Annotated in this window: 14 protein-coding genes and 5 pseudogenes; 12 read left to right on the forward strand and 7 right to left on the reverse strand. The window is 51.1% G+C overall.

Going from position 1 to position 17,431, the window contains the following annotated elements; all coding sequences use genetic code 11:
* Positions 1 to 165 precede the first annotated feature (165 nt).
* On the reverse strand, positions 166 to 1,089 hold the full coding sequence (locus tag JMI88_RS27190; protein WP_201365109.1) for an SDR family oxidoreductase: 924 nt from the start codon (positions 1,087 to 1,089) through the stop codon (positions 166 to 168).
* Positions 1,090 to 1,532: 443 nt separating this feature from the next.
* Here JMI88_RS27190 and JMI88_RS27195 point away from each other — a divergent pair.
* The 7 genes and pseudogenes from JMI88_RS27195 to JMI88_RS27225 all read left to right on the forward strand — a co-directional run.
* Positions 1,533 to 2,199, forward strand: a pseudogene (locus JMI88_RS27195) (IS6 family transposase).
* A gap of 624 nt (positions 2,200 to 2,823) precedes the next feature.
* A protein-coding gene (locus JMI88_RS27200; protein ID WP_201365110.1) for an IS3 family transposase occupies positions 2,824 to 3,989 on the forward strand; the annotation gives its coding sequence in 2 pieces (ribosomal slippage) (positions 2,824 to 3,091 and positions 3,091 to 3,989; 1,167 coding nt in all).
* Positions 3,990 to 4,268: 279 nt separating this feature from the next.
* A complete protein-coding gene (locus JMI88_RS27205; protein ID WP_201365111.1) occupies positions 4,269 to 4,874 on the forward strand; it encodes a hypothetical protein in 606 nt (201 codons plus the stop codon).
* Positions 4,875 to 5,662: 788 nt separating this feature from the next.
* Positions 5,663 to 5,809: pseudogene (locus tag JMI88_RS27210) on the forward strand (transposase); the annotation flags it as partial.
* Positions 5,810 to 5,868: 59 nt separating this feature from the next.
* A pseudogene (locus JMI88_RS27215) lies at positions 5,869 to 7,060 on the forward strand (IS701 family transposase).
* A complete protein-coding gene (locus JMI88_RS27220; RefSeq protein ID WP_201365113.1) occupies positions 7,057 to 7,524 on the forward strand; it encodes a transposase in 468 nt (155 codons plus the stop codon). Before JMI88_RS27215 ends, JMI88_RS27220 begins: the two are co-directional and overlap by 4 nt.
* Positions 7,525 to 7,544: 20 nt before the next feature.
* Positions 7,545 to 8,514, forward strand: a pseudogene (locus JMI88_RS27225) (IS3 family transposase); the annotation flags it as partial.
* A gap of 96 nt (positions 8,515 to 8,610) precedes the next feature.
* Here JMI88_RS27225 and JMI88_RS27230 read toward each other — a convergent pair.
* Positions 8,611 to 8,868, reverse strand: a complete 258-nt coding sequence (locus JMI88_RS27230) for an IS3 family transposase (RefSeq protein ID WP_201365115.1) — start codon at positions 8,866 to 8,868, stop codon at positions 8,611 to 8,613.
* Between the two features lie 59 nt (positions 8,869 to 8,927).
* On the reverse strand, positions 8,928 to 9,224 hold the full coding sequence (locus JMI88_RS27235; RefSeq protein WP_201365116.1) for a transposase: 297 nt from the start codon (positions 9,222 to 9,224) through the stop codon (positions 8,928 to 8,930).
* Between the two features lie 154 nt (positions 9,225 to 9,378).
* Here JMI88_RS27235 and JMI88_RS27240 point away from each other — a divergent pair, with 154 nt between their 5' ends.
* From JMI88_RS27240 to JMI88_RS27250, 3 genes are all read left to right on the forward strand, one after another.
* Positions 9,379 to 9,609 carry a hypothetical protein gene (locus JMI88_RS27240; protein WP_201365117.1) on the forward strand — a complete coding sequence of 77 codons (231 nt, stop codon included), beginning with the start codon at positions 9,379 to 9,381 and terminating at the stop codon, positions 9,607 to 9,609.
* A gap of 67 nt (positions 9,610 to 9,676) precedes the next feature.
* On the forward strand, positions 9,677 to 10,252 hold the full coding sequence (locus JMI88_RS27245; protein WP_201365118.1) for an RNA polymerase sigma factor: 576 nt from the start codon (positions 9,677 to 9,679) through the stop codon (positions 10,250 to 10,252).
* Between the two features lie 12 nt (positions 10,253 to 10,264).
* Positions 10,265 to 10,429, forward strand: a complete 165-nt coding sequence (locus JMI88_RS27250; RefSeq protein ID WP_201365119.1) for a hypothetical protein — start codon at positions 10,265 to 10,267, stop codon at positions 10,427 to 10,429.
* A 106-nt stretch (positions 10,430 to 10,535) separates the two neighbouring features.
* Here the strand turns inward: JMI88_RS27250 and JMI88_RS27255 are convergent, their stop codons facing one another.
* From JMI88_RS27255 to JMI88_RS27265, 3 genes are all read right to left on the reverse strand, one after another.
* Positions 10,536 to 10,871, reverse strand: coding sequence for a hypothetical protein (locus JMI88_RS27255; RefSeq protein ID WP_201365120.1), 336 nt, complete (start codon positions 10,869 to 10,871; stop codon positions 10,536 to 10,538).
* 510 nt (positions 10,872 to 11,381) lie between these two features.
* Positions 11,382 to 11,999 (reverse strand): transposase family protein, encoded by a 618-nt coding sequence (locus JMI88_RS27260; protein WP_201365121.1) that lies wholly within the window; start codon positions 11,997 to 11,999, stop codon positions 11,382 to 11,384.
* A 102-nt stretch (positions 12,000 to 12,101) separates the two neighbouring features.
* A complete protein-coding gene (locus tag JMI88_RS27265) occupies positions 12,102 to 13,739 on the reverse strand; it encodes an IS1182 family transposase (protein WP_201365122.1) in 1,638 nt (545 codons plus the stop codon).
* A gap of 1,177 nt (positions 13,740 to 14,916) precedes the next feature.
* Between JMI88_RS27265 and JMI88_RS27270 the strand changes: the two genes are divergently transcribed.
* Both JMI88_RS27270 and JMI88_RS27275 read left to right on the forward strand, forming a co-directional pair.
* Positions 14,917 to 15,525: a hypothetical protein gene (locus JMI88_RS27270; protein ID WP_201365123.1), complete on the forward strand. Its 609-nt coding sequence runs from the start codon at positions 14,917 to 14,919 to the stop codon at positions 15,523 to 15,525.
* A gap of 96 nt (positions 15,526 to 15,621) precedes the next feature.
* Positions 15,622 to 16,086 (forward strand): hypothetical protein, encoded by a 465-nt coding sequence (locus tag JMI88_RS27275; RefSeq protein WP_201365124.1) that lies wholly within the window; start codon positions 15,622 to 15,624, stop codon positions 16,084 to 16,086.
* 306 nt (positions 16,087 to 16,392) lie between these two features.
* Here JMI88_RS27275 and JMI88_RS27280 read toward each other — a convergent pair.
* A pseudogene (locus tag JMI88_RS27280) lies at positions 16,393 to 17,211 on the reverse strand (IS6 family transposase).
* Positions 17,212 to 17,431 lie beyond the last annotated feature (220 nt).

Below are 17,431 nucleotides of genomic sequence, written 5' to 3' on the forward strand. Positions count from 1 at the left end.
CCCTACATTGTGGCTTGTCTTCATTCTTCGTCTCCTTGGTTATCTTTATCTCGATGTGAGAGCACATGCGAGAAAGCTCAACGTTTCTTTCAAAGGACATCTTCTCTCAAACACCATCGGTATGCGAGTCATCTTCTTAGCAGTCCAATAGATCCTCTTCCTCTTCTAGAAGAAGTGTCCATCTTCGAGATCCTGGATCAGCGTGGGGTGTACTGGCTGCCACCCCAGCAGCTCGCGGGTCAGCGCGCTCGACGTCGGGTTGTCTATTGAGGAGAAGGGTCCGAGCCAGCGAAAGTGCTTGCCCGCGTCCTCTGGAGAGATGGAGACCACCGGGAGATCGAGATGCCGACCGATCACCTCGGCGATGGTGCGGGTCGGCACGCCCTCTTCCCCGACTCCGTGCAGCACCGATCCCGCTGGGGCCTTCTCCAGCGCCAGACGGAACAGGCGAGCGGCATCGAGCCGGTGCACAGTGGGCCAGCGGTTAGAACCATCGCCGACGTAGCCGGAGACGCCCTTCTCACGGGCGATAGCGATCAGGATCTCCGTGAAGCCACCTCTTCTTTTGTCGTGAACCGAGGGAGACAGTCGCACGATCGATGAGCGCACGCCGCGCTGGGAGAGAGCGAGCGCCACGTTCTCCGATGCGAGCCGGGGCGCGACCGACCCGGCGTCGGCCACGTCCTTTTCCGTCCCGAGACGCCCCGGCGGGAGAAAGAATGTGAGCATCACTGTTCCCGAGGTGACCACGAACGGCTTGCCGGAGCCTTCGAGCGCTGCTCCGATTGTCTGGACGGCGTGCAGATCCCTGCGCACAGCGCCCTCGTAGTCCGAGAAGATCCCCTCGTGGTCCGCGACGAAGTCGTGGACAAACGCGAGGTGGATGACGCCGTCAGAGGCAGCCGCTGCGCTGCGCAGGCTGTCAAGATCATCAAGGGAACCACGATGCACCTGTGCGCCGGCGGCAGCAAGCGAGGCAGCGGCTGCCTCTGAGCGCGCCAGGCCGAGGACCTGATGGCCCGCCTTGATCAGTTCGGGGACGACGGCGGAGCCGATAACACCGGTCGCGCCGGTAACAAAAACTCTCATAGGAAAATCCTCCATTAAGAAGCGTAAGGTTAGGGTTTGGGTCGTGTGGCCACACACATCAAGTCAGGTGATCCAGCATGATTGATGGTGTCGTCACACGTGCGTGTGCCGGTTCGGCAAGCAATGCAGCCAGCATCTCTCCCGACGACAAGCGTTCCTTAACTGACATCAGAAGTATACACTGATAAAGGACTTGTCAAAAGGACCATTTTTAGATAGACTAAAGGAGCCATTGAAGAAAGATTTCGATCTATGCAGAGGCTTGAGGGAAAGCAGATACCGTATGCCGAAAAGAGCACTCCCTGGCAGAAGGCCGGAAATCACCCTTGACCAGAACGGTATTGTCAACTTGACGGTGTGGCGAAACATGGTGCTAAAATAACCGCATGAAAACAACCATCGTTGCCCCCCCATAGAAAGGCTTTCGTGACCCTCCGTAAATCATGAGCCACGCCATCTGGCTGTATTTTCGCTTTTCGCTCAGTTTTCGTGATGTCGAAGAACTGCTGGCACAGCGAGGGATCGTCGTGACCTATGAAACCGCGTGGCAGTGGTGCTTGAAGTTTGGGCAGACCTCTGCCAATGAGTTACGTTGTCGCCGCCCTCGTTGTGGCGACATCTGGCACCTGGATGAAGTCTATCTGAAGATGAACGGGAAAACGCACTCTCTCTGGAGGGCTGTAGATCAGGATGGCAACGTGCTCGACATCCTGGTGCAAAGCCGACGCAACAAGAAGGCCGCGAAACGATTTTTCGCGCCGCGCTTCTCAAAGGGTTACAATACGTTCCACGCGTGATCATTACCGATAAGCTGAAGAGTTATGGGACGGCGAAACGCGAAACCTTGCCTGGCGTGGAGCATCGTCAGCACAAAGGGGTGAACAATCGTGCGGAAAATTCGCACCAACCTACGCGACTGCGTGAAAAGAAGATGCGGCGATTCACGTCTGCCAAACATGCCCAACGTTTTCTCTCTGCTGATCGCGCCCCATTTCAGGGCATTTCCAACCCCGTTGTCACCGTTTGAGGGCCGAGGAATACCGTGCTATTTTACAGGCTCGCTTTCTGGTGTGGAACGAGATCACCGTAGGAAAACTCATCGCATACTAGTTAACCCTCCCTCGCATTTCACTGTCTTCAGTCTCTCTCTTCTTTATAACTCAACAATAATCGGCATTCCTAACAAATAAGTTGACAATACCACCTCGTAATGGGAAGCGGTACGAGATACTCTCCCTTTTCTCCCGACGTCCCAGAAAGGACGTAAAAGGAACGAACGGGCACCTAAACCATCTGACTGTCTCAAAAGAAGCAAAACGGAGATGCCCTACGTCGGAGAGACCCGATAGGGGTACGGAACTTGCATAGTAGTCCGAGACGGTAACGCCGATCACATGGCAAAGGCAAGTAAGTTGTTCACGTGAGCAAGAGGCCAACGTATGCGAAAGGCAAAAAGCGGAAGCCGAAAGTAAACGACCAGTTCTCTGGGAACAACTGGAGAGCCGGATACTTGGAAACTTGTACGTCCGGTGTGCGCCGTGAGGCGCTTTGAGATATTCCTGTTACAGACAGGAGGAACTAGGGAGATGTTCTTGAGCCACCAGCTTACCCGGCGGCGAAAGCCAAACGGAACAAGAGCATGCTGAAAAAAATGACCCATGCTTGAATGGACTTCCCCCGTTTTTGTAGAGTCGAGGAAGAAAAGTGTGATAGACTTCGACTCAGGAGGGTCCAATGGCCAAAAAGCAGCGTGTGTACACCACAGAGTTCAAACAAGAAGCGGTTCAACTGATGGAAACCAGCGGGAAAAGTATTGCCCAACTGGCACGCGATCTCGGGGTTTCAGATAGTGCACTGCACAGTTGGAGAAAAAGTATTGCTCACCACGGAAATCAAGCTTTTCCGGGAAAAGGACATCAAACAGAGCTGGAAGAAAAACTGCGTCGTCTCGAACGCGAGAATGAAATCCTGCGTCAAGAGCGCGACATTCTAAAAAAAACGGTGCATATCTTCGCGCAACAGCCATGATGAAGTACCAATGCATATTTGAGCATCACCAGGACTATCCGGTCAAACGGATGTGTGCGGCCTTTTCGGTCTCGGAAAGCGGCTATTATGCCTGGCTCAAACGTGAAACATGTCAGCGAGCCAAGGCCAATGAGCTGCTGCTGCACGAGATTGAACAGATTTTTCATGAGCATCGATCCGTCTATGGAAGTCCACGCATTCACGTTGCTTTACGAGACCAAGGCATGCAGTGTGGAAGAAAGCGTGTGGCTCGCTTGATGCGTCTGCATGGAATCAGCGCCAGGCGACGGCGATCCCGCGTACAAACAACGAACAGCGAGCATTCGTTTCCCATTGCGGCCAATCTTCTCAACAGAAATTTTACCGCTGAGACGCCAGATCGCGTCTGGGTCAGTGATTTTACGTACGTCGGCACACGAGAAGGATGGTTGTATCTTGCCACGGTGCTTGATGTGTATTCGCGCCGCGTTGTAGGCTGGTCCATGAGCCATGAGCGCACGGAAGAATTGGTCCTGGCTGCTCTGCAGATGGCTGTGACCTGGCGCAAGCCCGCTCCTGGCCTCATTCATCATTCCGATCGCGGATCGCAATATGCCAGTCTCTGCTATCAATCCCAGTTGCAGCGGCATGGAATCGTGGCCAGTATGAGTCGCAAAGGCGATTGTTACGATAATGCGCTGGCCGAATCCTTTTTTGCCACGCTCAAAGCCGAATGTGCCGATCGTCAGTCCTATACCACGCGCATTGAGGCTCGGCAAGACCTTTTTCTCTACATAGAAGAATTTTACAATAGGAAACAGCTTCATTCAGCATTAGGCTACGTCAGTCCACTTACTTTTGAAGAAGGAGGGGAACGAGAGAAAAGCGAGTAAATTGACAAAGAGAGATATATATGCTATCTTTCTCTTTAAAGAAGAAATATTGACGTTACGTATACGTCATATCTTTCTCTTTACCACCTATTTCTATGCGTTTCATCTACGTTTTTACGTCGTTCCTCTTGCCCAACTCTCACCTTTGGGCACTCTACAAAAACGGGTCAAGTCCAATCGCTAGCTAAGGAGCTATTCGGCACAGATAAACTTATGTTTTTAACAAGTGGAGCCGTTAAACCCTATCGTACGCTGTAGGTGTTAGGAAGAGATTCTATCATGGATATCATTGAAGAAACCAAACGAGCACTTGCAACACTCAATCCTAGAGAGAAAGAGTCACGGATCGATGACCTGGATTGGCTTTTTGAGAAGGGAGGATTTAAGAAAGCTGATGTAGGGCAGGCGGCTTCTTTCATGTTGCTTGCTTCTCTAGACGAAAGAGATGAGAGAGTAAAAGAAACGATCTTTTCCGCCCTTAAGACGGCCGTAAGTTGGAATGATATTAGCGAATATATTGACTGGGATGTGGTAATCAGGCAGCTTTCTTTTCTATCATTAAATGGTTTGATGTATGCCCTCGGCATGTTAGGTTGGTCGAAGAGAATAACTGACATCAGCATTTTGAAGCAATATCTAGATCATGACCACTTAGCTGTTCAAACATGCGCACTTGATTCTATTTGTCAAATCTGGTGGGATGCAAGTGGGCGAGACCCTGAAGCTAAGGCTCTCATGAATATTGAAGCACAAAGACGTGTTGATTTTCTTATTGGTAATCCTAAAAAACATGATGTGTCGGAATCCAAGATCACAGGACTATTTCAAGAGGTTTGTGCCGAAGTGATAGAAAACATGGAGAAGTGGTTTGATCAGCATAGATAAAGTTCTGATGATCGATACATACCGATGAATCATGTAAGCAACCAGTAATAGGATTTATTGTTGACAAAAGACGTGACAAACTTCTGGATAAAGTAACATGAAAATAGAGGAACGGAAATTCTATGGAAGATGCATGCGATTGTTGTGGACAGACAGAAGATAGAAGGCAACTTTCGACACTCATCTTGGTTCGCCAAGATGGCACAGAGTTTGAGATGCTTATCTGTCCAAATTGTATTGAATTTGGTGACAAACAAGGCTAATGGTTTCCATTGAATACTGGTGGTGCATTGGTATGTGTTGCAGATCGAATGTTTACTGGTTGGTAGCTCACTGTCTTGCCGGAAAAACATCAAACAAAAGACGATAAGGTATCAAGTTCGGGTGTCAAACCCTTCCATTATAGACGTCAAAGAAGCCCTAGACTGGATACAGAATCACCCTCCTTTTAATGCTGCATGTATCCCATGTAGAACGCACATGGAAGAGTCTGGAGCACCAATAACACAAGCATACAGAGAAGCCTATCAAATTTTACTAGTCAAAAATAACAGTCACTCTCTAACAAGAGGTTTTTGAAAAGGTAACAATGTTGGGAAGAAAACGTGCTTTTGCTATTGAAGAAGGACATGTGCTTTCTTTTGGACGGGTCGTATATGTTCGGCAAGACTACGCATTGAATTTTGTGCCGAGGCAACAGAGTGATTGCAGTATAATGGTACCGGAATCCTGGACAGGTCAATAAGATAAAATAGCTGTATCGGAAAGAGAAGAAAAGGAGCAAAAACATGGCAGGATCACGCAAACGATACAGCTCAGATCTGAAGGCAAAGATTGCCCTAGAAGCCATTCGCGGCAACAAGACCGCGAATGAAATCGCCGCGGAGTATGGCGTGCATCCAACTCAGATTGCCCAATGGAAAAAACAAGCCTTAGTACTACAGTGACACTTAATTGAGAAAAAGTGATAGACTGCTTCAGGAGGGTGAAGCAGATGACCTCAACCAAGCAAGATAAAGAGCCAAAAGAACAGCAAGAAGACCTGTTGCAGCAGATCAAAGAAGAACTGACGAAACTGCAAGCGCGTATTGGGCCACGCTTTCGACGGGCTGAGGTGCGTCAACGAGCGCATCGCTTCCTGGAAGGCTTGTTGACCGATATTCCTCGCAAAAACGGCTGGCAAATGGCTGAACATCTCGGTGAAAGCGGTCCGCGTGGGGTTCAGCGCTTGTTGGGGGAAGCCGATTGGGATGAAGATGCCGTGCGTGACGAGTTACGTACCTATGTGCTGGAGTCTCTGGGGACACTGAGGGACTGCTCGTCATGGATGAAACCGGATTTCTGAAGAAAGGCAAGAGATCGGCTGGGGTCGCGCGCCAATACAGCGGGACTGCCGGACGGCGAGAGAACAGCCAGATCGCGGCGTCTTTCTCCTCTATGCGAGTCAGAAAGGATACGCGTTCATTGATCGTGAGCTGTATCTGCCAGAAGAATGGACCTCGGACCGCGTGCGGTGTCGTGAGGCTGGGATTCCTGAGGAGAGAGGGTTTGCCACGAAAGGAGAACTGGCCCAGCAGATGCTGGCGCGGGCTTTTGCCACCGGCCTTCCGGTCAACTGGGTGGCAGGAGATACCATCTATGGTTATGATGAGCTTCGCCTGTTTCTGCAAGGACACCAGAAAAACTACGTCCTTGCGGTGCCCGAAACACATCTGGTTTGGATCCGAGGAGAACCTCAACCGGTGGGGCTGCTAGCAGCCCTCTTTCCGAAAGCATCCTGGGTGATGCTCGCAGCAGGCGAAGGCGGTAAAGGACCACGGCTCTACGAATGGGCCTGGTTGCAATTGCCAGAAGAGACGGACATCCCCAGCGAAAAAAAACACTGGGTGCTCCTTCGGCGCAGTCTTTCCGATCCAAGCGAACGAGCGTATTACCGAGTCTACGCTCCAGCCAACACGCCACTTGCCGAACTGGTCCGCATAGCTGGAAGTCGATGGCGGATTGAAGAAGGCTATGAACAAGCCAAAGGAGAAGTTGGGCTCGATCAGTATGAAGTGAGAGGGTATCGGGCCTGGTATCGACATGTAACCCTTGCGTTGCTAGCACACGCCGTACTGGCAGTGCTGCGAGCGCAGATCAATGCCCAGGAAAAAAAAGGGGAACCGAGCAGGCATGCATCCAGATGAGTGTTGCGGAACTGCGTCGAGTTGTTCAGGTCCTCCGGGAGCCAGAAGCACAGCGAGAACGAGGGTTGCACTGGTCGCGCTTCCGGCGAGAGCATCAAGCAGGAGCGAAGCGCTGCCATATCCAGCGCCGTGCTTGCCAAGCCCCCTTGATGCGAACGGAAGCTTCAGAGGCGCTTGCTGTCTCTGCCCTGCCCAAGCTCACGGACGCTCAATGGGAACGGATTCGTCCATTCCTGCAGTCTGAGAAACCAGCAAAGGGGCGTCCTGCAGGTGATTATCGCCTGATACTGGAAGGGATTGTTTTGGTCCTGCGAACTGGATGCCCATGGCGCGCTCTGCCAGAACGCTTCGGACCGTGGCAAACCGTGGTGGGTGCCTATCGACGTTGGTGTCAGGAGGGACGGTGGGTACATATCCTTCCGATCTTACAAACGCAAGAGGTACCGTTCGCATCCTCGGCTTGACTTTATTAAGTGTCACTGTAGTATTAGATGGACTTCCATCGCTCTTTTCTTCACGGAGTCCTGGCCAGGAAAAAGGTGAGGAGGAACTTACAGCGGCCTTGTATCAGCAAATTGGTCAGTTAAAAGTTGAACTGGACTGGCTCAAAAAAAAATCAGGGCAGCTCCGTTGAGGACAAACGCCAGTTGATTGATCCCAGCCATCCGCAGATGAGCATTGGGCGACAGTGCGAGTTGCTTGGACTGGCTCGTGCCAGTTACTACTATCGGCCCATGCCTGTGAGTGAAGAAGATCTTCTCTTGATGCGTTTATTGGATGAACAATACACGAGAACGCCTTTCTACGGCACGCGAAAAATGACGGAGTGGCTCAATCTGCAAGGCTACGAGGTCGGACGAAAACGGGTTCGCCGTTTGCTGCAGACCATGGGGCTCGAAACGATCTATCCAAAACCGCATCTGAGTCAAGCTGGGATGAGAGAACAGCGATTTCCTTATCTGTTGCGGAACCTGGCCATCACCATGGTGAACCAAGTTTGGAGCACCGATATTACCTATATCCGCTTGGCGCGCGGGTTTGTCTACCTGGTGGCGATCCTGGATTGGTGGAGTCGCTATGTGTTGGCTTGGGAACTTTCGATCACCTTGGATACGAGCTTTTGTCTCGATGCCTTGGATCGAGCGCTCATGCAAGCAACGCCAACGATTTTTAACAGCGATCAGGGAGTGCAATTTACGAGCTCAGAATTTGTCCAACGTTTGCAAGCAGCCCAGATTCGCATCAGTTGGGATGGCCGAGGCAGAGCGCTGGATAACATTTTTGTCGAGCGTCTGTGGCGTTCACTCAAATATGAAGGCATTTATCTCAAGGAGTATCGTACGGTCAAAGACGTCAGGGAAGGAATCAAGCAGTACTTTGACTTTTACAACCATCAGCGTTTGCATCAGTCACTGGACTATCAAACGCCAGCACAAGTGTATCGGCAGCCATAACGTCACGTAAAACGTAAACGTAAGCTCTTTCAAATATTGCTGAGTTTTATCTTAAACTGGCCCGGTTTTTGTCTAGACACAGGGGACCACCATAGCTTAGCTGGTGGTTGTTGGCTTGCGCGAGGGCTTCGTTTGTGCCGACAAGCCCAATTGCTGCATCAGCCGTGCCACGCGTTTGCGGGAACAGGCGATGCCCCGCTCCTTGAGCACCGCATGAATCCGTGGACTCCCATAGAGTTGGCGATGCTCCAGGAAAATCTGCTGGATCTGCGCGGATAAACGGGCATCTTCTCGGCCATGCTGGCTGGGCTCGCGGTTTTTCCAGGCATAATAGCCACTCTCTGAGACCTCCAACGTCTTGCAGAGCAGCGTGATCGGATACTCTTCTGCATGCTCTGCAATGAAGGGAAAGGTCAGAGCTGGCTGCGCGAGAAGACGCCCAGCGCTTTTTTTAATATATCACGCTCCTGCCGCGTCACTTCCAGTTCTCGTTTGAGCCGACGGAGTTCTTCCTCTTGGGGCGTCTGGTGACCACTGCCAGGAAAGGCCTGCTCTCCGTGTTCAGAGCTCTGCTTACACCACTCATACAGCGTGCTGTCGGCGATCCCCAGCTCACGAGCAATCTGGGCCATCGGTTTTCCACCGGTCTTGACGAGCTGGACCGCTTCTTGTTTGAATTCCCTCGTAAACCTTCGTTGTTCCTTCTGCATGATCTTTTCCCTTTCTGGGTCGGCTTCACTCGTTCTAGTTTACCTTCCCCATTTTCCTGGGTCAAGACCATGTTTTTGGGAGGATGATCTGTCCTCTGCATACTGGTCCTTCATGAGATCGTTGTGAGTTTCTCAGAAATGGAGGACAAACAAGATGGTGTTAACAGCACTGATGAAACTGCTCGCGAGCCTGACGCCGCAAGCCCAGGTGGTGGGTATTGTCGGTGGGTGTGTTGTGCTGTGCTACGGGCTCACGTTGCTTGCTTTTTGCCGCACGATGAGTCAACGGCTCGTGCGCGTGTTGAACGCCTGGCACGCTAGCCGGACGCGTGCACGGCTGATGCGCCGCTCAAAGAAGCAGGGTCGTCTCAAGAAGCAGCACTAAGGAAGGAGAAGCAGAGGACATGGAAGAGCTAATAAACACCACGATGGCGCAGGAGTTCGAAGCCTGAGTGGCCAGTCTGGGGCGGCCGCGCAAAGCGTTCTCCGAGCGGCTGATGTGTATGCAACCGCCTCAGATGGATGGTAGTCAGGAGGCGTATGAGGAGTTCTTTGCGCGTTTGAACCGCAGTGTGCTCCTCCGGATCGCCGCGCCGATTGTGCACGATGATTCGGCTGCGGCGGAGGATGTGGTGCAGCAGGCGTTGTTGCGTGCGTATCGGCATTTGACCAAGGGCCAATCCTATGCGGCGCCGCGCCAGCAGTTCCAGCACGTGAAGAACAGCGATCCCGAGCACGCCTCGCTGGATCTGAATCTGCCGGTGGTGCAGATTCAAAATCCCGCGGCCTGGCTGTATACCATTGTGCATAATACAGCCTGCAATTATGTGCGCAAGCGCAAAGTGGCGTTGGTGTCGTTGGAGGAAGTGATGCGGGAGGCGGAGCGGAAGGAGTCGTGTTTTGCGCAGCCGGAGCGCGATACCATCCGACAGCAGCAGGCGCAAGAACTCCGCCGGTATGTGGCTGCCCTGCCTTCCCCTTTCGCTGACATTGTGCGTCTGTACTCTGTTGAAGGGCAACCACTCTAGGAGGTGGCGGACATGTTGGGCTATCCCCATGCCAGGATTCGGGTGTATATGGGCCGCGCTCGCAAGATGCGCAAAGCGTTGCTCTTAGGAGAAGCAGAGATCGTCGACGGGAAACGGCGCAAGAAACGGCGCCGGCGCCGCTCATGCTGGCCGAGGGGTGACCAGCGTTTCTGGTAGAACGTGCGTGTGGTGGATGCAAAGCACGCTGCCACCCTTTCCAAAGAAGGCACAGCGTGTTTTGTCGTGTGTTCAAGGATGAAAAGAGGGAGGCAGGCCTCTTGTGTCAGGATGAGAGCGAGAGGCCTGGGGCGAGCCCATAGTGTGTTTTGTGTGGGATGAGGGCGATGCGGAACAGGTCTTCAGGAAGATCATCCGGGTAGCCAATGATGAGGCAATTGTGGGCGCGATCGATAGAGCGAACAGGATACCAGCGAGTGAGGAGCGTTGACGCAATGAGTGGTGCATGCTCAAGGGAGCGCGATCGCGACTGGTGAAGAGATGCTTGTGACTGTGCCGCAGGTGGTCTGTTGGAGGAATCGACGGTGGAATCCGCAGGAATGGCTGCGGAGATCCTGCCGGTATGGTGGTGCCGTTTGGGGTCGTGTTGGGGTCGTGTCATATAGCCATCGTGTGATTGTGTGTATGCCTGTGTACGTGCAAGGTGGCAAGATCCAGCGTCCAGATTGCGTGCCCTGGGGTCATGCGTGGATGATGGTCATCAGGGTGTGTGGGTGGATGTGAATAGAGAGAAGCACGAGGAGGAAGAGGGAAGAGATCTGTTACGATGATAACTCGCAGAAAGATACTGCGAGATGAGATCCTTCCGAGGAGGAGAACAGGAAGAACAAAGGTGGAAGGAGACAAGACACAAGAGGGAGAAAGAGATAGATAGGAATTCCTATAGAGCCTAGGCCAAAAAGGCAGACCAGTGGCGCGTTGATGCCCAATTGTCACAACTGCAGTCACTGCATCCGCTTTGTACGCAGGGATGCGTTTTGACAGGGCAGACAGGTGCTTTCTGCGCGAACGAGGGCTATCTGGTTTTCCTGAGAAGATCGACGCGAGCGGTAAGGGCAGGCGTGCGTACCTTGAGGAGTGTTTTTCGCTCAACGTTGGGTTTGTTTATTGGCTACGGGAACCCTATAGCTTCCTCTACAGTGTTTCTGACGTATTTATGTACATCCCGATCAGGGAGAACATCGAGTCGGCGATGCCGTTCCAGGTCACAGATCAGCGTCCCGTACCGATGCCCTTTGCGCCATGACCAATCATCCAGACTGACCACGCGAGGTGGCTCAACAGGCTTATCGGGAAGGCAACGAAGCATACGCAGGAGCGTATCAGGGCTACAGAACATCTTCAACCGACCAGTGAGCCGTGCAGTTGCCTCTCCCCCAAGAGCGAGGCCAAATTGCTCTAACGCCTCTTTGAGGCGGATAGTGCGCCGCCCATAGCGTTTAGCAAGCGTGGGAATGGTTTCCGCAAAGGTCTTACGAGAACAGGTCTGCTGCTGGCAGAAGAAGCGGCGGACCTGTATGACGAGCCGAACGCTTTGTCCACCCCACGGCAGATCAGCCAATCGGCGTGTATATCGGCTATGCACGCGCGAGGAGGGATGAGCGCACGCAGGACAGAGAGCGTGTACGGTCTGTGATTGAGCAAGGATGATCACTTGATCGCCCTCTAGCATCACTTGCTCAATGGTGAAATCTACAAGATCGGGAAGAAGCTGTTGTATAAATGTCATTGTTTTGAGTAAGAAGGAGCCAATGCTGGTGAAGCTCTATTTTCTTCTATTATATCACATTCTTGATCACACAAAGTGACACTGTTGGCGAACTTCTCAAACTCAAGCAGCTAAGGCTGCAAAGTGAGAGGTTCGTGTCTTGGCAACGGACGGTTCTTCCAACCAGGCTAACACACGCACGATGTTCATTGCTGTGGCACAGGCAAGATGTTGGAGATGGGTTTTAGAAAATCCTTCATACCGACTTCGGCGCATGTCAAACGCTCGTACTCCCTGTGACATCGTCGCCTCGATCCCAGCTCGTTGGTCGTAGACCTTCCAGAACTCAGAAGTTTTTTCGCGTGCTCTGGCCTTCTCTAAGGCCATGTGATGTTCCTCTTTCCTGACGGTAATCGTTCGTCGATCCGTCCTGGTACATTGAGAACGGCAAGGGCATGCTTGGCAATCCTTGGTCGAAAACTTGATTTTGATGACCTCATTGTCACGTCGATCAATGGCTGGCGTCCAACTTGAACTTGGGTGCCCAGTTGGACAGATGGCTTGTTGTGCAGGCCAATCGATCTGGAAACTGCTGGCTGCAAAACCCTGTTTGGCCTGGCCTTGCCACTTGTTATCCGCTCTGGTTGGAGCGATCAAATCAATTCCATAGTCCACCTGGCTGGCGACGAATTGTTTGGACTCTGCATAGTTCGTGTCGGTCAAATGCTCTTTGGGCAGTAATTGCTTGTCTTTTAAGGCTTGATGGATCACTGGCGTCACATCGACATCTCCCTTCCCAGCAGGACTCGTTTCAACATGTGTGATCAGCCGAGGTTGGTCCTCATCACAGCTTTCCGTCAGATGCACTTTGTATCCCACCCACCAGGTCGTGAGTTTGCGACCATATGTCGCCTCAGTATCATAGGGGGAGCAAATCATCGTTGCCGGCGGTGGAATATTGTCATCGGAACGAAAGTGGACATGTCCATCGACCAGTTCAAAGTGCTGGAGCCACACGCGTCGCAAGGTTTGCACCGCCGGAACCTGGTACAACCAGTGGAGCTCTGGAGTGGTGTCAATTGCATTGAGCAACTGGTATCCATCAGCTCCTATCGTTTGAGCCGCTGCGATGCGCTTGATTGTGTCCCGTGGGAAGCGATGCTCCTCCATCCGATGGTCATAGCGGATATGCCATTCTTCTGGAGCAAACGACTGAAGCCAGGTGGGAGCAACAACAGCCAGGCTGTTTAAGGTGGCACGAAAGGTCTCACCAACACACATCACGCGATGTAAGGCACGGACTTTGGCTAAGATGTGGGTGGCATCTGTGCGCTGTCTCCCACCGGCTTTGACAAGACCTCGTTGTTTGAAATGATCGAGCATCGTGTCAAACAGGAGATATTCAGCATTGCCTGCAAGGAGTCGTGAGCGAAACTCACTCAGGACCGAGAAGTCAAAGCCACTATCTTCTAATTCTAAGCTGAGTGCGTATTTCCAATCGAGGCGAGCGCGCACTGCGTCGGCCGCTTGTCGATCAGATAGTTCCTCAGCGAATTGCATAATGGTAATCAAGGCTAGTCTCCAAGGAGCCAGAGCGGGTTGACCGTTTTGCGGAAAAAGGGCAGCGAACGCTTCATCTTGGTAGAGAATACCGAGTTCGTCTCGCATGCGGATAAAGGTGCTCCCTTTTGGGAAGGCTGCCTTGGCAACGCGCGCTGTTTCTTGAGGTACGGGATGAATAGGTTCTGGTTTGAGTGACATATCCTTCTCCTCTTTGGCTCAGAGCTTGCTTTACGATCTCTTCTTGTCCGAGCATAACAGGTTTCCTCTCATTTAGCGAGGGGAAGGGAGTTCGCCAACAGTGTCAAAGTGCGGGAGATCCAGTATAGCAGGTACTGGACAGTTTTAGAAATCTGTTATGCGATTGACATTTCTCCACTTCAATGAGGGGTAACAGGAACGAGTGTGTTATCAAGTGTAAGGGTCACACCGATGATTGTACAGATCAAATACTCTCAACTGACCTCAATCTTGCCTTGAGCGGAATCAACTCGCACGCGAATGGAATATCTCAGGCGAGTTGATTCCGTCCGAAGCTGGATAGAAGCCTGCTGAAAGCATTTGAGATGAGCTGACGCTCGCTCTGGCCAGAGGAAGAGGAGAAAGCGCTGAATGCACAATCTCCCAGGCCTGACTATTCTGGTTTCTTTCCTCTCTGTTCTACCTGCCATGCATTACAGCAACAGACACCCAATGAATAATATGAGACACCGCCTCGCTTCAGGGTGCGCCTCTCTACCAGGAGGGAAAGAAGTCCTCAAAAAAGAACTCCGTTCTTACATGGAACGGTCCGGGTATAGTTAATTGTTCGACTTCATTGCTCAGAAAAAGAAGCTTGTTCAAAGTGACTTTTGACAGAAGTACATGAGAAATAGATGCAATGATTGCTCGTTTTCCAGACGGTATCATTGCATCTGTCTTTTGAGATACCTGGAGCACGACCTATCCTTCAATAAAGGGTGCTCTTACGTCCCATACTCCTTCACCTGTTTTTTTGCTAATTCCTCCATCTTCGACGATATTGCTTGCTTTCGCCAATTGCTCAGGCATAATAAATAGACAAAAAATTCTATCAAATTGCCTGATAAGCAATTTGGAAGCCTGGTCCAGCTTCGGCAGATTTCCTGCACAGGACCAAACAAGCCAATCATTGGTTTGGGAGCATAGTCCACTCTGGCAGATATCTGCAACGGACTTAGACAAACTGCTATAGGTGTAAGCCCTTTGTCTATAAAAATACACCTAATTATCGTATGATGAGGCAAGGAGGTTAAATATATTACATGCTTGTAGCTTACTGATGTATATCAGCTAAGCTCAACATGTCTTATTCTCCTTTCCTTATGTTTCATTTCTAATAACGAAAGAGGAACAAGACATGAATAGCAAACAAATTGAAAAAAACTTAGATGAACTGGCCGAAGTCCTCCAACAATTTCAGGTTCCCTCGGCCCAATTTCACCTATTAATCGCTGGAGGAGCGTATATGTTGATACAAAAAAAGCGACAGTTTACCGAAGATATCGACTTTGCCATCATCCAGCAACCTTCGCGTATTCCACGAAATCGAGTATTCCAGGTTACAATTGAACGGACAGAAATAGCCCAGGCGCGTACGACAGTGCCCTTTTCAGCAGAGTTTAAGCAAGCAGTGCAAATCATCGCACAACGTCATCCTGAACTTGCAGAAGACTGGCTCAATGATGAGGCAGCGTCATACTATTATGATGACGCACCTCTGCCAGAGGTCACCTTCTGGCAATCATTTCAAGGAATCCTATACTGCTATCTTCCCACCAAGGAATATATGTTTGCGACAAAAATTGCAGCAAGCCGACCAAAGGATGTGAATGACATCCAAGTGCTGATGAGGGACCTCAAGATAAAAAATCGAGCCCAAGCCAAACAGATCATTGATCGTTTTCTACTTCCAGAAGCTCAAGTGTTCTGGCAGGTAGATGACCAGCTTGACCTGTTGTTCCCTTAATTGAGCAGAAGTGATCCCTGAAATGAAAGGGATCACTTCCAATCTATAAATCTTCCCTCTCACGTGGTATACTTAGAGAAAGGGAGGAAAGAACACATGATAGTGCACGAGCAACAGATAGAGCAGCGAGATCGTGCTCGCTTCCAGACATTGCAACGCTCATTTGAACAGATCTGCGCAGGAGAAGATCCGTGGATTCCCCTGGGCAAATTTATGCATCAATTCTTTGGTGAATTTAAAGAGCATCGTGAAGCGTTACTCCACGATCCACTATTCCTTCCTCCAAATAAAACGCCCGAGCAATTTCGCTGGGCCGTCTTTTGCGCTGCATCTGCCAACTACCTCTGCCATGTGTATTCACTCGAGTGCCCAGACTGGGCACGTGATCCATACTACACGTTAGATCACGCCTGGTATCATGGACTCGGATCAGACCATCTACGAGGTCAAGAAAAGCTTCGGGCCACCACCCCAGAGGAATTTAGCCAACGAAATATCTTTTGTGGCAATCGCATCTTCTATAATAAGTATGAGTACCAAGGACGCCGACGAACAGCCTAGTCCCACTGGTGTAGGAACAGGAAGAAACACCCAAACCGATCAGGTGGCTTCTTATGAGGCTGCACTCCGACAAGCCATTACACTGCATCGGATGTGTCAGAACTGAGAACAGAGGAAACAAACAAAATGCGTTGGCCGCTTCTCGCCCCAACCTTTTTTGTCTGTTAGAGCGTTTTTGGCAATGACCACAGAGCGAGAGCCAAGATAAGGGAGCTATGTAGGCATAAGCCCACTCCCGCCTATCTTACTATCACATGGGCTGAAGCCGCTTCCAGAGACGCTTCAGTTTATTTCCAAAACAGGCTCTTAGGCCACCTGCACCAGGGCCTGCAGAGCCACCAATCGCTGGCGAAACATCTCGCGTCGCTGTTGCAGGGAAACAGGTTGTTTTATGGTCGTACGAATCCGGAAAAACTGACGCACTTCATCAAAGGCCCGACAGAAGCGCGATGCCGATGGAAAGCTTCCAAACCCATGCATGGAGGAGTAGCGCTGTTTCATGCCACGGTGGTCTTGCTCTCGTCGATTGTTGAGATAATGGTTCCATCGATGGAGAACGTCCTTGCCAAGGACCTCGCGGATCGCACGTGGGTACGAACGGTGCCCATCCGTGATCACTCGCTCTGGAGTATGACTGACCGTCTGGAGGGTTTGCTGGAAAAAACGCTTGGCGGCGTCCATATCTCGCTTCTGGCTGAGCATTGAGTCAACCAAATTGCCGTTCTGATCAATGGCACGATACAAGTAGCACTACGTTCCCTGAACCTTTACATAGGTCTCGTCAACGTGCCAGGAGATTCCAGACCGGCCTCGTCGTTTGACACGCACGTGGTCCGCAAGCAGTGGCGCGAATCGAGCTTCCCAATTCCTGACCGTCTCGTGCGTGAAAGACCACCCATGCTCCAAAAACATCTCCGCTACATCGCGGAGGCTCAGTTTGTAGCGCAATCGCCAGATAACGACAAGAAGAACGATATCCGTAGGATATTCGAGAAAGTTGAAAGGAGTGCCGGTGCGTTCATTAAAAAGGTGTTTGCAGGCTGTGCAACGAAATATCTTGTACCCGAGGATGGTTTTCTTGCGCTGTTCTTTTGCGGAGGAAGATGTACAATGGGGACAATTCATGGGGCGTTCCTCATCAGGTGTTTGTTTCTCAAAAGTATACGCCGTGAGGAGCTTCCACGCCACATCATATTCTGAGTTCTGACAGAACCCCTACGAGTACCGCCTCTATGAGCACTGCGTGGCACAGTATACTCTTGTGCAGTTTCGCAAAATTCAATTTCTTGAGTATTTTTTGAGGTTTTCAGGCATATAATAGTGGACAGTGGATAGAAAAATTCCA

It is taken from the genome of Dictyobacter formicarum (genome assembly GCF_016587435.1).